Raw genomic sequence first — 14,519 nt, 5'->3', positions numbered from 1 at the left:
AAGACACCCATGCCCGAGGGGCATACCCTGCACCGCCTGGCCCGGCTGCACCAGCGCCGGTTTGCCGGCGCGCCGGTGGCGGTCTCCAGTCCGCAGGGCCGATTTGCCGATTCCGCCGCCGCTGTGGACGGTCGGGTGTTGCGGCGCACTAGCGTGTGGGGCAAGCACCTTTTCCATCACTACGCGGATGGTCCGATCGTGCATGTGCATCTCGGGCTGTACGGCACCTTCACCGAGTGGGCACGCTCCGCCGACACACCGCTTCCGGAACCGGTCGGCCAGGTGCGGATGCGGATGGTCGGCGCCGAATACGGCACCGACTTGCGCGGCCCGACGGTATGCGAGGTCATCGATGAGGGCCAAGTCAGCCACGTAGTGGCCCGGCTGGGACCCGACCCGCTCCGCAGTGACGCAGACCCTTCGTGGGCATGGGCGCGGATCGCCAAGTCCCGCAGGCCAATTGGGGCACTTTTAATGGACCAGACGGTCATCGCCGGCGTAGGCAATGTCTATCGCAGCGAGTTGCTGTTTCGGCACCGCATCGACCCGTATCGGACGGGGCAGAGGATCTCCGATGGCGAATTCGACGCGGCATGGACCGATCTGGTGGCGCTGATGAAGATCGGCTTGCGCGGCGGCAAGATCATCGTGGTGCGCCGCGAGCACGACCACGGCCCGCCCTCGTACCGGCCCGGACGGCCCCGCACTTACGTGTACCGGCGCGCCGGCGAGCCGTGCCGGGTATGCGGCGAGACGATCCGTACCGCAGCGCTGGACGGCAGGAATGTGTTTTGGTGCCCGAGTTGCCAAGTGTGATTGGTGTCACTGGTGGCAACGCAGAACCGCGTAGACCTCGTTGCTGAGCGCGACGCTGCGCGGGTCGGCGTTGGCCTTGCTGGGATCGAACCGGTTCATGACATATGCGTAGCCGATGCGGTACTCCAAGTCGACAAACCCGAACGAGCCGCCCAGCCCGCCGTGACCGAAGATGCGCCGATTGGGCCCGTTGATGCCGCGCTGGTTGAGCATGTAGCCCAGGCCCCACCCGTGGTCGGCGACCCGGGGGCCGAGCACCAGATCGGTGTCGAAGCCTCCCTGTGAAACCCGCACCAGGTCCATGTGCTCACGGCTGAGCAGTTTCTCGCACGCCAGCGCGTTGTAGAAGGTCGCCAATCCCAGCGCCGACACCTGCCCGTTGGTGCCCGGGAACTCGAGTTGACGCCACAGGGTGAGGTCGTTGGAGCCCAATTCGTCGTCGGGGGCAAAACCCATCGAGACCGACAGCGCGGCCTTCGGATGTTCATCCAGGCTGGTCGGGTGGCCGGGGGCGGCGACGTCGGCCAGCAACTGCCGGGCGTGTGGTTTGTCCACTCGATCCGCGCACCGGCGTTGCTGGTACGGCCGCAAGCCGATGTGGACGTCGGCGCCGATCGGTTCGGCGATCTCGGTGCGCAGGTATTGCCCGACCGTGCGACCGGTGACTCGGCGGAACACCTCGCCGAGGATGAAACCGAAGGTGGTCATGTGGTAGCCCTGCGCGGTGCCCGGTTTCCACCAGGGTTTCGCGATGGCCAGCTGGTCGCAGACGAAGTCCCAGTCGGCGACGTCCTCCCAGCGCATCCGCTTGTTCGGTCCGATTACGCCGGAGCGGTGGCCCAGCACCATGGCCAGGGTGATGGCTTCCTTGCCCGATTGACCGAATTCGGGCCAATAGCGGGCAACCGGCGCGTGCAGATCAAGCTCACCGCGATCGGCGAGTTGGTGGATGCAGGTGGCCGTCAGGGCTTTGGTACCGGACAGCACGGTGGCCAGGGTGTCTTCCCGCCAGGGTCGCGATCCGGCAGCATCAGCCGAGCCGCCCCACAAATTGACGACGAGCTCCCCGTCCACCCACACCGCAACGGCCGCGCCTACCTCGTTGCGCAGCGCGAAGTTGCGCTCAAACGCCGCACGCACGCTGTCGAAATCTGACACGCATGAGCCTTGGATATCGACGTCGCTCATGGTGCCTTTCTTTGAGCACACGATCAGCTCGAGCGGGCGACGGGAATCGAACCCGCGTCGCTAGTTTGGAAGACTAGGGCTCTACCATTGAGCTACGCCCGCGTGTATTAGTCGAGCGAGACTGTACGTGGTGGCGCAGATCAAATCTAATCGACGCTGTTATGTGACCGCTCTGTGAGGACCCAAGCTCCACGAGAGGTGTGTGCGAGGCTGGACCCGGCGGGCCGTAGGATCGCGAGGTCAGTGCGGGGTGTAGCGCAGCTTGGTAGCGCATCCGCTTTGGGAGCGGAAGGCCGCAGGTTCAAATCCTGTCACCCCGACCAGCCCGGCGTTGCAGCTGCGGCTACGGCCGCCCGAAACGACACAAGGAGCACACCCGTGAAGAGCACCGTCGAGCAGTTGAGCCCTACCCGGGTTCGCATCAATGTGGAGGTGCCTTTCGCCGAGCTCGAGCCCGATTTCCAGCGGGCCTACAAGGAGCTCGCCAAGCAGGTGCGGCTACCGGGCTTTCGACCCGGCAAGGCACCCGTCAAGCTGCTCGAGGCGCGTTTCGGGCGGGAGATGATGCTCGACCAGATCGTCAACGATGCATTGCCCAGCCGGTATGGGCAGGCGCTGGCCGAGTCCGAGATCCAGCCGCTGGGCCGGCCCGACATCGAAGTGACCAAGAAAGAGTATGGCCAGGACCTGGCCTTCACCGCCGAGGTCGACGTTCGGCCCAAGATCACCCTCCCGGACCTGAGTGCGCTGACGGTCTCGGTGGATCCGATCGAGGTCGGCGACGAGGACGTCGACGCCGAGCTGCAGGCACTGCGGGCTCGATTCGGCACGCTGACCGGGGTGGATCGGCCGGTAGCGGTCGGCGACTTCGTCTCGATCGACTTGTCCGCCACCGTCGACGGTGAGGACGTGCCGGGCGCCGCCGCCGAGGGGTTGTCCCATGAGGTCGGCTCCGGCCGGCTCATCGCGGGTCTCGACGATGCGCTCGTAGGCCAATCGGTTGACGAATCCCGAGTCTTCACGGCCAAGCTGGCAACCGGCGAGCATGCCGGCGACGAAGCGCAGGTCACCGTCACGGTCAAGTCCGTTAAAGAACGCGAACTTCCGGAGCCGGACGACGAGTTCGCGCAATTGGCAAGCGAATTCGACACCATCGAGGAACTGCGCGCCAACCTCGGTGAACAAGTGCGCCAGGCTAAGCGCGCCCAGCAGGCGGAGCAGATTCGCAACGCCACCATGGATGCTCTGCTTGAGCGGGTCGACGTGCCGTTACCGGAGTCGTATGTGCAGGCCCAATACGACAGCGTCATCCACAGCGCCCTCAGCGGTCTCAACCACGACGAGGCCAGGTTCAATGAATTGCTCGTCGAGCAAGGTTCGTCGCGCGAGGTGTTCGATGCCGAGGCACGGGCCGCCTCAGAGAAAGACGTCAAGAGGCAGCTGCTGTTGGATGCTCTGGCCGACGACCTGAAGATCCAGGTCGGCCAGGACGACCTGACGGAACGACTGGTGACGACGTCTCGGCAGTATGGCATCGAGCCGCAGCAGCTGTTTGGCTACCTACAGGAGCACAACCAGCTACCGTCCATGTTCGCCGACGTGCGCCGCGAGCTGGCCATCAAGGCAGTGGCCCAGGCGGCGACGGTCACCGATACGGACGGCAACCCGATCGATACCAGTGAGTTCTTCGGCAAGCCACCCGAAAACGACGTGACGGACTTGTTGGACGAAGCCGATGAGAAGGGTGCGGAGGCAGACGAATCCGAGTCGGCTGGCAAGACCGATGAGGCCACGACTTGACGCTGTGAGCGAACGCGCCTATTTCGGGGGGTGCGTGACCACCAAACAGCCGACGCAGTTGGTTAGTGTCGGTGCATATAGAACTTTCGAGAAAGCAGGTAACCCAGTCGTGACTGACATGCGCTCCAACTCGCAGGGTCTTAGCCTCACCGACTCGGTCTATGAGCGCTTGCTCTCCGAGCGCATCATCTTCCTGGGGTCAGAGGTGAACGACGAGATCGCTAACCGGTTGTGCGCACAGATTCTGTTGCTTGCCGCCGAAGACGCGAACAAGGACATCAGCCTCTACATCAACTCCCCGGGCGGATCGATCAGCGCCGGGATGGCGATCTACGACACCATGGTCCTGGCGCCGTGCGACATCGCAACCTATGCGATGGGCATGGCCGCCTCGATGGGTGAGTTCCTATTGGCGGCGGGCACCAAGGGCAAGCGCTACGCACTGCCGCACGCCCGCATCCTCATGCACCAGCCGCTGGGCGGGGTGACCGGTAGCGCGGCCGACATCGCTATCCAGGCCGAGCAGTTCGCCGTCATCAAGAAGGAAATGTTCCGGCTCAACGCCGAGTTCACCGGCCAGCCGATCGAGCGCATCGAGGCGGATTCGGACCGTGACCGCTGGTTCACCGCCCCCGAAGCGCTGGAATACGGTTTCGTCGACCACATCATCACCCGCGCCCACGTCAATGGAGAAGTGCAATGAACCCTCAGATCCAGCCCCAGGCGCGGTACATCCTGCCGTCGTTCATCGAGCACTCCAGCTTCGGCGTCAAGGAGTCCAATCCGTACAACAAGCTGTTTGAGGAACGCATCATCTTCCTCGGTGTCCAGGTCGACGACGCGTCCGCGAACGACATCATGGCGCAGCTGCTGGTGCTCGAGTCCCTGGACCCCGACCGCGACATCACCATGTACATCAACTCGCCCGGTGGCGGATTCACCTCCCTGATGGCGATCTACGACACCATGCAATACGTGCGGGCCGACATCCAGACGGTGTGCCTGGGCCAGGCCGCATCGGCGGCCGCGGTGCTACTTGCCGCCGGAACACCGGGCAAGCGCATGGCACTGCCCAATGCGCGTGTGCTGATCCACCAGCCGTCGTTGTCGGGCGTGATCCAGGGGCAGTTCTCCGACCTGGAGATCCAAGCCGCCGAGATCGAGCGGATGCGCACGTTGATGGAGACGACGCTGGCCCGCCACACCGGCAAGGACGCCGCCGTGATTCGGAAAGACACCGACCGAGACAAGATCCTGACCGCCGAAGAGGCCAAGGACTACGGCATCATCGACACCGTTCTCGAGTACCGGAAGCTGTCGGCGCAGACCGCCTAACAGCTCGCGATTCTCGCGAGCGTAACCACACTGCGAAACTTCGCACCAGAAATCGCAGCCCGGTTACGCTCGCGGGCACACGGCGGCCGCCAAGGCCGCAATGTCTGTCGGGCCCACTCGGCAGCAGCCCCCGATGATGAGGGCCCCCGCGGTGGCCCACTGTCGAGCGAGTTCCATCGTGAACGTGCGCGGCCCCGTCCAAGCGCGGCCATCCCAGCGTTCGCCGCTGTTCGGGTAGACGATTACCGGCTTGCCGATATTCGCCATGTGGATGGCCGCCAGCACATCGTCGGGTGCGCAGCAATTGACGCCGACCGCGACAATCTCGGGGACGCCGGCGGCCACCGCGAACGCGTCGGCAAGTGATTGCCCGGCGCGGGTGCGCGTCCCGTCGATGGTGTAGCTGAGCCAGGCCGACACGCCGAGCTGGTGTACCAAATCCACGAGTGCTTCGGCTTCGTCCACATCGGGGATGGTTTCCAGAGCGAGCACGTCCGCGCCGGCGTCGGCCAAGATTTCTAACCGCGGCCGGTGCCATCGGGTTAACGCCGCGACCGACAGTCCGTAGCGTCCGCGGTATTCGGACCCATCGGCGAGCGCGGCGCCGTATGGCCCGACCGAGGCGGCGACCAAGAGGCCGTCGATGGCGACCTCGTCTCGGGCAGCCGTCGCAAGTTCGACGCTGCGGCGCAGCAGCCCGACGGCTTCGTCTGGTTCGATCCCGCGGGCGGCAAAGCCGTCAAACGACGCCTGGTAACTGGCGGTGGTGGCGATCTTGGCGCCGGCACGAAAGTACGCGGCATGCACTTCGGTGATCTTGTGCGGGGCGTCCAGCAGCAACCGCGCCGACCACAACGGATCAGACAAATCTTCACCGCGCGCCTCGAGCTCGGTGGCCAGACCGCCATCGCTGATCAGCACGAAATCGCCGACCAACTCCACACCGTCACTGTAGGGTGATTTCCGGGGGCCAGCTCAAGATGGCGTAACGACCGCGACACGCCAGAGACACGCATTGCGCGTCTCGACGAGTGACAGGACCCGTCGGGCTATATGTTTCATTCAGACGAAGAGACAGGAAATCCCGCGAATATCAACGAAGCTATTCGCCGCTAACGGTCGCACGGGGCCGCAATAAGCGGGTAGCGTCGGGGATTACACGCGGCACAGCAAGACGAACAGGCGACAAGGAACCAACCAGGAAGTAGGCCCTGAAGCATCATGGCGCGCATCGGAGACGGCGGTGACCTGCTTAAGTGCTCGTTCTGCGGAAAGAGTCAGAAACAGGTCAAGAAACTCATAGCGGGTCCCGGTGTGTACATCTGCGATGAGTGCATCGACCTGTGTAACGAAATCATCGAAGAGGAACTCGCCGACGCCGACGATGTCAAACTCGATGAACTTCCCAAGCCCGTCGAGATCAGGGAATTCCTCGAGGGCTACGTCATCGGGCAGGACACCGCGAAGCGGACGTTAGCCGTGGCGGTCTACAACCACTACAAGCGGATCCAGGCCGGCGAGAAGGGTCGTGACTCTCGCTGTGAGCCGGTTGAGCTGACCAAGTCCAACATCCTGATGCTCGGGCCCACCGGTTGCGGCAAGACCTACCTGGCCCAAACGCTGGCCAAGATGCTCAACGTGCCGTTCGCCATCGCCGACGCCACCGCGCTGACCGAGGCCGGTTACGTCGGTGAGGATGTCGAGAACATTCTGCTCAAACTCATTCAGGCCGCCGACTACGACGTCAAGCGCGCCGAGACCGGCATCATCTACATCGACGAGGTCGACAAGATCGCCCGCAAGAGCGAGAACCCGTCCATCACCCGCGACGTCTCCGGTGAGGGCGTCCAGCAGGCGCTGCTGAAGATTCTGGAGGGCACCCAGGCATCCGTTCCCCCGCAAGGCGGCCGCAAGCACCCGCACCAGGAGTTCATCCAGATCGACACCACCAACGTGTTGTTTATCGTCGCGGGTGCGTTCGCCGGACTGGAGAAGATCATCTACGAGCGCGTCGGCAAGCGCGGCTTGGGCTTTGGCGCCGAGGTTCGTTCCAAGGCGGAGATCGACACCACTGACCACTTTGCCGACGTGATGCCCGAGGACCTGATCAAGTTCGGCTTGATCCCCGAGTTCATTGGCCGGCTCCCGGTGGTGGCGTCGGTGACCAACCTGGACAAGGAGTCGTTGGTCAAGATCTTGTCCGAGCCCAAGAACGCTCTGGTCAAGCAGTACATCCGGCTGTTTGATATGGACGGAGTGGAGTTGGAGTTCTCTGACGACGCGCTGGAAGCCATCGCCGACCAAGCGATTCACCGCGGCACCGGCGCTCGCGGCCTGCGGGCGATCATGGAAGAAGTCCTGCTGCCCGTGATGTATGACATCCCGAGCCGCGACGATGTCGCCAAAGTTGTGGTCACCAAGGAGACGGTGCAGGACAACGTGCTGCCGACGATCGTGCCGCGCAAGCCCTCGCGTGCCGAGCGCCGCGACAAGAGCGCCTAGCTATCGAGCCGGCCCCGGCGGCTGTCGCCGGGAAGCGTGATTAGCGATCACGTTCGGGAAGTGACCAATACCACAGTTTGGTTTGGTTGCCTCCACCGGCCCGCGCTGACTTCGGCTTTAGCTGGCTACTCGCCGGTAGCAGGGCTGCGGAGCCGGCCATACATCGAAAAATAAGTGTCATAATTGGTACCGCCAGTGACACAAAAGCGTGAGGGCGGGGGAGTCACTCCGACGGCGCGTAACCTGAAACTCGCAACGCGGAGTGCCTGTCCGGATAACAGATGGAAGGCGGAGACGTGGATCCGAACGGCAGGGAGGCCGGGTCAGAGTCTCATCACGGGGTTTCTGGTGCCGGGTCCGGTCGGAAGCGCCTGGAAAATGTCGTTATTCGTTTCGCCGGTGATTCCGGTGACGGGATGCAGCTCACCGGCGATCGGTTCACTTCGGAGGCAGCACTTTTCGGTAACGACCTTGCCACCCAGCCGAACTACCCCGCGGAGATCCGCGCCCCAGCAGGCACCCTGCCCGGGGTTTCGTCTTTCCAGATTCAAATTGCCGATTACGACATTCTGACCGCCGGTGACCGGCCCGATGTGCTCGTCGCCATGAACCCGGCGGCTCTGAAGGCCAATATTGGCGACCTACCGCGCGGCGGAATGGTGATCGCGAATTCGGACGAGTTCACCAAGCGCAACCTGACGAAGGTGGGCTACGTAACCAACCCGCTCGAGTCCGACGAATTGGAGGAGTACGTCGTCCATGCCGTCGCGATGACCACGCTGACGTTGGGTGCGGTCGAGGCGATCGGCGCATCGAAGAAGGACGGCCAGCGTGCCAAGAACATGTTCGCGCTTGGCCTGTTGTCGTGGATGTACGGGCGGCCGATCCAGACCAGTGAGAACTTCATCCGCGAGAAGTTTGCCCGCAAGCCCGACATCGCTGAGGCCAACGTATTGGCGCTGAAGGCGGGCTGGAACTACGGCGAGACCACCGAGGCTTTCGGCACTACCTACGAGGTTTCGCCCGCCAAATTGCCCGCCGGCGAGTACCGGCAGATCTCTGGCAACACCGCGCTGGCCTATGGCATCGTCACCGCCGGTCAGCTCGCCAACCTTCCTGTTGTGCTCGGCAGCTATCCGATTACGCCGGCATCGGACATCCTGCACGAGCTGTCCAAGCACAAAAACTTCAACGTCACCACGTTCCAGGCCGAAGATGAGATCGGCGGCATTTGCGCGGCGCTGGGTGCTGCCTATGGTGGCGCGCTGGGTGTCACCAGCACGTCGGGTCCGGGCATTTCGCTGAAGTCCGAAGCGCTCGGCCTCGGCGTGATGACCGAACTGCCGCTGATCGTTATCGACGTGCAGCGGGGTGGGCCCTCGACCGGGCTGCCCACCAAGACCGAACAAGCCGACCTGTTGCAGGCGCTGTACGGCCGCAATGGCGAGTCGCCGGTGGCGGTGCTGGCGCCGCGGTCCCCGTCGGACTGCTTTGCGACGGCCATCGAGGCGGTGCGTATCGCAGTGTCGTACCACACGCCGGTGATTGTGCTGTCCGACGGCGCCATCGCCAATGGCTCGGAGCCATGGCGAATCCCGGACGTCAGCACCCTGGAACCCATCAAGCACACCTTCGCCAAGCCCGACGAGCCCTTCCAGCCCTACGCTCGCGACCCGGAAACCCTGGCCCGTCAATTCGCCATCCCAGGCACACCCGGTCTGGAACACCGCATCGGTGGGCTGGAAGCCGCCAACGGCTCCGGCGACATCTCTTATGAGCCCGTCAATCACGACCTCATGGTCCGGATACGCCAGGCCAAGATCGACGGCATCCGGGTACCGGATCTGGAAGTCGACGATCCGACCGGAGACGCCGAGCTGTTGCTGATTGGATGGGGCAGTTCGTATGGCCCCATCGGAGAAGCCTGCCGACGGGCGCGGCGCAAGGGCGTCAAGGTCGCCCATGCTCATCTGCGGCATCTCAGGCCCTTCCCGGCAAACCTGGGCGACGTGCTGAGGCGGTACCCGCAGGTGGTGTGCCCGGAGATGAACCTCGGTCAGCTGGCGTTGTTGTTGCGCGGCAAGTACCTGGTGGATGTGCAATCGGTCAGCAAGGTTCAGGGCCTGTCATTCCTGGCCGACGAGGTGGGCCGGGTTATCCGCGCCGCGCTGGGCGGGACGTTGGCCGAGATTGAGCAAGACAAGACAATGGTCGCCAAACTGGGGGCGGCCACGGTTGGAGCGGGAGCTATCGCATGACCGGCAATCTGGCGGGCATAGACCTTGGTGTGACTCCGAGGTTGACCAAGAACGACGGCGTGCCCACGACCGATCAGCCGCAAAAGGGCAAGGACTTCACCAGTGATCAGGAGGTGCGTTGGTGCCCTGGCTGCGGTGACTACGTCATCCTCAACACCATCCGAAACTTCCTGCCCGAACTCGGATTGCGCCGCGAGAACATCGTGTTCATCAGTGGCATCGGATGTTCCAGCCGGTTCCCGTACTACCTGGAGACCTACGGGTTCCACTCGATCCACGGCCGTGCGCCGGCGATCGCGACCGGTTTGGCCCTGGCCCGCGACGATCTTTCGGTATGGGTGGTCACCGGCGACGGTGACGCGTTGTCGATCGGTGGCAACCACCTGATCCACGCGATGCGGCGCAACGTCAACATCACGGTGCTGCTGTTCAATAACCGGATCTACGGTCTGACCAAAGGCCAGTATTCGCCGACGTCCGAGGTCGGCAAGATCACCAAGTCCACACCGATGGGTTCATTGGACCACCCCTTCAACCCGGTGTCATTGGCGCTTGGTGCCGAGGCGACGTTCGTCGGCCGGGCATTGGACTCCGATCGTGCCGGCCTCTCGGAGGTGTTGCGCGCGGCCGCCCAGCATCGCGGTGCCGCCCTGGTCGAAATCCTGCAGGACTGCCCGATTTTCAACGATGGCTCGTTCGACGCGCTGCGCAAGGAGGGCGCCGAAGAGCGGGTGATCAATGTCCGCCACGGCCAACCCATCGTCTTCGGTGCTAACGACGAATACTGCGTGGTGAAGTCCGGCTTCAGCCTCGAAGTGGCCAAAACCGCCGACGTCGCCGTGGAAGAGATTGTGGTGCACGATGCGCACGCCGACGACGCGGCCTACGCATTTGCCCTGTCACGGCTTTCCGACCAGAACCTCGAGCACACCGTGCTCGGAATCTTCCGCCATATCAGCCGGCCCACCTATGATGACGCGGCCCGTTCACAAGTCAGCGCCGCCAGGAGTTCGGCCCCGTCTGACCGTGCCGCACTGCAATCGTTGCTGCGTGGACGCGACACCTGGAACGTCGACTGACGTGGCTGCACTGTCACTGGCCGGAGTGGTACTCGCTGGCGGCGAATCCCGGCGTATGGGCCACGATAAAGCCACCATGCAGGTGCCAGGGGGCACCTCCACGCTGGTCGAACACGTCGTCAGCGTTGTCGGGCAGCGCTGCGAACATGTTTTCGTGATGGCGGCCCCGGGTCAACCGTTGCCGGCCCTGGAGGTTCCCGTCGTGCGCGACGAGGTGCGGGGGCTGGGGCCGTTGCCGGCGACTGGGCGTGGATTGCGTGCGGCCGCGGAGGCGGGTGCTCGGTTCGCGTTCGTCTGCGCAGTCGACATGCCGTTTCTGACTGTCGACCTGATCGACGAGCTGGTCCGTCTCGCCGAGGAGACCGACGCCGAGGTGGTGTTGCCGTGGGACGGTCGCACCCATTACCTGGCGGCGGTGTACCGGACTGATCTTGCCGGCCGGGTCGATGCGTTGGTCGCCGCCGGCGAGCGCAAGATGAGCGCCCTCATCGACGCGTCCGACGCCCAGCAGATTGTGGTGTCGGATTCCCGGCCGCTGACCAATATGAATTCGGCTGCTGATCTGCGCGTACCGGTGCAGCCGGGGCGCTGAAACCATCGCATCAATTAATTGATGCGCGTTGTGTCCTAAATTTTTGACTTCTGTTTATCAGTGGTCGCATATTTCTCACTCTTTCTGTTTTCTAATGAAAACGTTATTTGCGGCGACTGGACTTGGGTCGCCATTACGTTGCCGAGGAGAGGAAAGCCGAGTCCCACGTGATGATGCCTGCGTATTCTGTTGGAACACAATGTATTTGGTACTCGATCGGCACCGAAGATCTTCGTTTGAGTCGAGTTGTACTCCAGCTATGCGCAAATCGGAGAAATTCAGCTGATACGTAGCAAAGGCGTTGCGGAATGCCTAACCGGTTGCACGACGGTAGCGGTGCTGGTGCCGCTCGGCTGCGGACGCTACGGCGGCCCCGGCCTGCGATGTGGGGCGCGCGATGAAATCGAGTGCAAAAGCGCATCTTTCAGCGATAACGATGTTTGCTTCTGCCTCAACGCGCGCCAGCGGTGCGCTTCCAGCTTATTGATGAATAGTGCTGTGGCACTGCGTATTTGAAGAACTAGCTGAGCACGCTCGGTAGCCTTGGCTCAAGGTCTACTAGACGTCGAGTCTGGGTTGGCTGCTGTGACCTAGGACACCGCCGAGGCGTTATGCCTGGTGATCCTCGATGACCGCCCGGCAAATTCGTGGTGCAGCTCACAATATTCGCGTGATTCGGCTCACGATAACGTTGTCTGCGCGAAAGTTTGGCGTGGGACAAAAATCGGTAGTTGACCTGCATGAACAAATCACGATGGTGCGTTGTGATCGGCGCGTTATAGAACTGATATATCTGGTCGGCGGAGTGACTAATTCGAATCGTTATCGTACTGTGCTCTTAGCCCCGAACCGGGCGATAAAACAATTGAATCCACGGACCCGCGTGTGAGCGGAGCTGGGGACGGCGCTGAATACGTTGAGCCGCCCCGCAGGCGGTCGGCGAGCAGCCACGCCGGGCAGATCAAGCCCTCCGCTGTCGTGCCGAAACGAGACGGCACGTCCCAAAGCAGCAATTTCGAAACGCATCAGGCACCAACCCACACCTGTGGGCTGGCTTTGGCGCGCGCGCACCGCGAAAGGAACAATGTTGAAGACCGTCCGTAAGACGCTCATCGTCGCCGCGATCACAGGGACGCTCGTGACCGTGCCGTCCACTGGTATCGCCTACGCGGATGCCGCCGACCCAAACGCGGCCCCCGGGCCGGATGCTGTGGGCTATGACCCGAACGTGCCGCCGGCCCCGCCCGCCGACGCGCCCGATCCACAGCTCGATCCGCAGCTCGTGGGCTTTGACCCGGACATGCCGCCACCTCCCGCACCAGACGCCGAGGTCGCGCCAGTCGACCTGCCGCCGGCGCCTGCACCAGAGCCGGTGGATTTTGATCCCAACGTCCCGCCGGCCCCGGACGCCCCGCCGCCCGGTGACGCGCCCGCGCCCGCGCCCGTCAAGGCGTACAGCGTGAACTGGGACGCGATCGCGCAATGCGAATCCGGTGGAAACTGGTCAATCAACACCGGAAATGGTTACTCGGGCGGCCTGCAGTTCACCGCCGGCACCTGGCGCGCCAACGGTGGCACCGGATCTGCGAGTGCCGCAAGCCGGGAAGAGCAGATCCGGGTGGCCGAGAATGTGTTGCATTCGCAGGGGATCGGCGCGTGGCCGGTCTGCGGCCGACGCGGCTGATCACCGGCCGGCCGCTCCCCGCCGAGCAGACGCAAAGGCACCCTTTTGGCATCCAAAAAGGGTGCCTTTGCGTCTGCTCGGCGGGATTAGGCGGGCAAAACGAACGCCGACCGTGACGCCACGGCTGCCAGATGCCGGGTGAACATGGCCTCCGGCACCAGCACGGACGCGCGGGTGGCCGCCGCACTGAGAAATGCCGGGCGCAGGTTGATAACCCGGCCGATCAATGCCGACTCGCGTACGAGCGATGCGATCCGCGGCCGGCGGTAGGTGGCGAACCGGGCGAAGGCTGTCGGCAGGTCGGTGGTTCGTTCCACGAATGCCCCCAAGATCGCGGCGTCTTCTATCCCCTGGCAGCCGCCCTGGCCCAGATGCGGGCGCATCGGATGGGCCGCGTCGCCGACCAGCACCACGGGTCCTCGTGTCCAATGCCGGGCCGGCGTGCGGTCGTAGAGGTCGTTACGCAACACGTCAGCGGGTGCGGTCGCGGCCAGAACGCTCGGGATGGGTTCGGCCCATCCGGCCAGTTTGCCCTGTAGGTAGGGCAACTCGCCTTCAGGTGCCAGGCGGCCCTCGGGTGCACGTTCGGTGGCGTACCAATAGGTGCGATCGGGCCCGACCGGGACGTGGCCGGTTTCCACTCCGGGTCCAAGCGTCCCGCCGGCCAGCTCCAGATCCATGGCGTAAGAGGCGATCCCGCGCCACGCCGTACAGCCCGCGTAGCGGTGGGCCAGCGGACCGTTGAGGTGGCGGGCCACCATCGAGCCGATGCCGTCGGCACCGATCACGGCGTCCGCCTCGCGGACCGTCGCGTCCGACAACCTGATCTGCACGCCGTCGACGGTGGCGCGGAGTCCCTTGGCCGCCAGGCCGTATTCGATGGTCCCGCCGCGCACGGCCGCGGTCAGGATGTCCCGCAGGCTCGATCGCTGCACGACGACCAACGGCTCGCCCAGCGTGGCGATCAGGGTTTCGGACGCAGGGTGGCGCAGCCACGAGCCGTCGCGCCAGCGGAGCGCTCCTGCCGTGATCCGGCCGCCGGCCGCGCGGATCGCGTCACCCAAGCCGAGTTCGTCGAGCGCTGCGAGCGCGTTGGGCCAGATGCTGATCGCGGTGCCGGTCGATGTGTCGGTGCGCTCTTCGATGATGCTGACGTTGCAATCGCGCTGCTGCAGCGCTACCGCGGTTGCCAGGCCGGCGATGCCCGCTCCGATGATGACGATGCTGTGCGCCATGGGGTCAACGTAGTCGCGCGGGACGGCCGA

General features: G+C 64.0%; 12 protein-coding genes and 2 tRNA genes. 10 read left to right on the top strand and 4 right to left on the bottom strand.

What is annotated here, in order from left to right; genetic code table 11:
• The first annotated feature begins 9 nt into the window (after window positions 1-9).
• Window positions 10-816 carry an Fpg/Nei family DNA glycosylase gene (locus AADZ78_RS18355; RefSeq protein ID WP_085249508.1) on the top strand — a complete coding sequence of 269 codons (807 nt, stop codon included), beginning with the start codon at window positions 10-12 and terminating at the stop codon, window positions 814-816.
• 6 nt (window positions 817-822) lie between these two features.
• Here AADZ78_RS18355 and AADZ78_RS18350 read toward each other — a convergent pair whose 3' ends face one another.
• Both AADZ78_RS18350 and AADZ78_RS18345 read right to left on the bottom strand, forming a co-directional pair.
• Complete coding sequence (locus AADZ78_RS18350) at window positions 823-2,004, bottom strand: serine hydrolase domain-containing protein (RefSeq protein ID WP_085249507.1); 1,182 nt, start codon at window positions 2,002-2,004, stop codon at window positions 823-825.
• 31 nt (window positions 2,005-2,035) lie between these two features.
• A tRNA-Gly gene (locus AADZ78_RS18345) sits at window positions 2,036-2,106 on the bottom strand.
• Window positions 2,107-2,250: 144 nt separating this feature from the next.
• Between AADZ78_RS18345 and AADZ78_RS18340 the strand changes: the two genes are divergently transcribed.
• The 4 genes from AADZ78_RS18340 (at window position 2,251) to clpP2 (ending at window position 5,139) form a co-directional block, all read left to right on the top strand.
• Window positions 2,251-2,327, top strand: a tRNA-Pro gene (locus AADZ78_RS18340).
• Window positions 2,328-2,382: 55 nt separating this feature from the next.
• Window positions 2,383-3,804 (top strand): trigger factor, encoded by a 1,422-nt coding sequence (gene tig, locus AADZ78_RS18335; RefSeq protein WP_204081262.1) that lies wholly within the window; start codon window positions 2,383-2,385, stop codon window positions 3,802-3,804.
• Between the two features lie 118 nt (window positions 3,805-3,922).
• A complete protein-coding gene (gene clpP1 / locus AADZ78_RS18330) occupies window positions 3,923-4,507 on the top strand; it encodes an ATP-dependent CLP protease proteolytic subunit ClpP1 (protein WP_085249505.1) in 585 nt (194 codons plus the stop codon).
• The gene (clpP2, locus tag AADZ78_RS18325; protein WP_085249504.1) at window positions 4,504-5,139 is read left to right on the top strand and encodes an ATP-dependent CLP protease proteolytic subunit ClpP2; all 636 of its coding nucleotides are present in this window, start codon (window positions 4,504-4,506) and stop codon (window positions 5,137-5,139) included. The genes clpP1 and clpP2 overlap by 4 nt, the downstream gene beginning before the upstream one ends.
• Before the next feature lie 63 nt (window positions 5,140-5,202).
• On the opposite strand, the gene mmuM is transcribed toward clpP2, so the two are convergent.
• Window positions 5,203-6,081 (bottom strand): homocysteine S-methyltransferase, encoded by an 879-nt coding sequence (gene mmuM, locus AADZ78_RS18320; RefSeq protein ID WP_085249503.1) that lies wholly within the window; start codon window positions 6,079-6,081, stop codon window positions 5,203-5,205.
• Window positions 6,082-6,360: 279 nt separating this feature from the next.
• On the opposite strand from mmuM, the gene clpX reads away from it, so the two are divergent.
• The 5 genes from clpX (at window position 6,361) to AADZ78_RS18295 (ending at window position 13,254) form a co-directional block, all read left to right on the top strand.
• Window positions 6,361-7,641 carry an ATP-dependent Clp protease ATP-binding subunit ClpX gene (clpX, locus tag AADZ78_RS18315; RefSeq protein ID WP_085249502.1) on the top strand — a complete coding sequence of 427 codons (1,281 nt, stop codon included), beginning with the start codon at window positions 6,361-6,363 and terminating at the stop codon, window positions 7,639-7,641.
• 296 nt (window positions 7,642-7,937) lie between these two features.
• Entirely contained in the window at window positions 7,938-9,899 is a 1,962-nt protein-coding gene (locus AADZ78_RS18310; RefSeq protein ID WP_139828565.1) for a 2-oxoacid:acceptor oxidoreductase subunit alpha, read from the top strand.
• Window positions 9,896-10,978: a 2-oxoacid:ferredoxin oxidoreductase subunit beta gene (locus AADZ78_RS18305; RefSeq protein ID WP_085249500.1), complete on the top strand. Its 1,083-nt coding sequence runs from the start codon at window positions 9,896-9,898 to the stop codon at window positions 10,976-10,978. Before AADZ78_RS18310 ends, AADZ78_RS18305 begins: the two co-directional genes overlap by 4 nt.
• Window position 10,979: 1 nt before the next feature.
• Entirely contained in the window at window positions 10,980-11,570 is a 591-nt protein-coding gene (gene mobA, locus AADZ78_RS18300) for a molybdenum cofactor guanylyltransferase (protein WP_264033510.1), read from the top strand.
• 1,087 nt (window positions 11,571-12,657) lie between these two features.
• Complete coding sequence (locus tag AADZ78_RS18295) at window positions 12,658-13,254, top strand: transglycosylase family protein (protein WP_085249542.1); 597 nt, start codon at window positions 12,658-12,660, stop codon at window positions 13,252-13,254.
• A gap of 86 nt (window positions 13,255-13,340) precedes the next feature.
• Here the strand turns inward: AADZ78_RS18295 and AADZ78_RS18290 are convergent, their stop codons facing one another.
• Window positions 13,341-14,489 (bottom strand): FAD-dependent oxidoreductase, encoded by a 1,149-nt coding sequence (locus AADZ78_RS18290; RefSeq protein WP_085249498.1) that lies wholly within the window; start codon window positions 14,487-14,489, stop codon window positions 13,341-13,343.
• Between the last annotated feature and the right edge of the window lie 30 nt (window positions 14,490-14,519).

It is taken from the genome of Mycobacterium riyadhense (genome assembly GCF_963853645.1).
GTDB lineage: Bacteria > Actinomycetota > Actinomycetes > Mycobacteriales > Mycobacteriaceae > Mycobacterium > Mycobacterium riyadhense.
The sequence above is the reverse complement of the archived record's forward strand: the minus strand, read 5'-3'. Positions and strand labels throughout refer to the sequence as shown.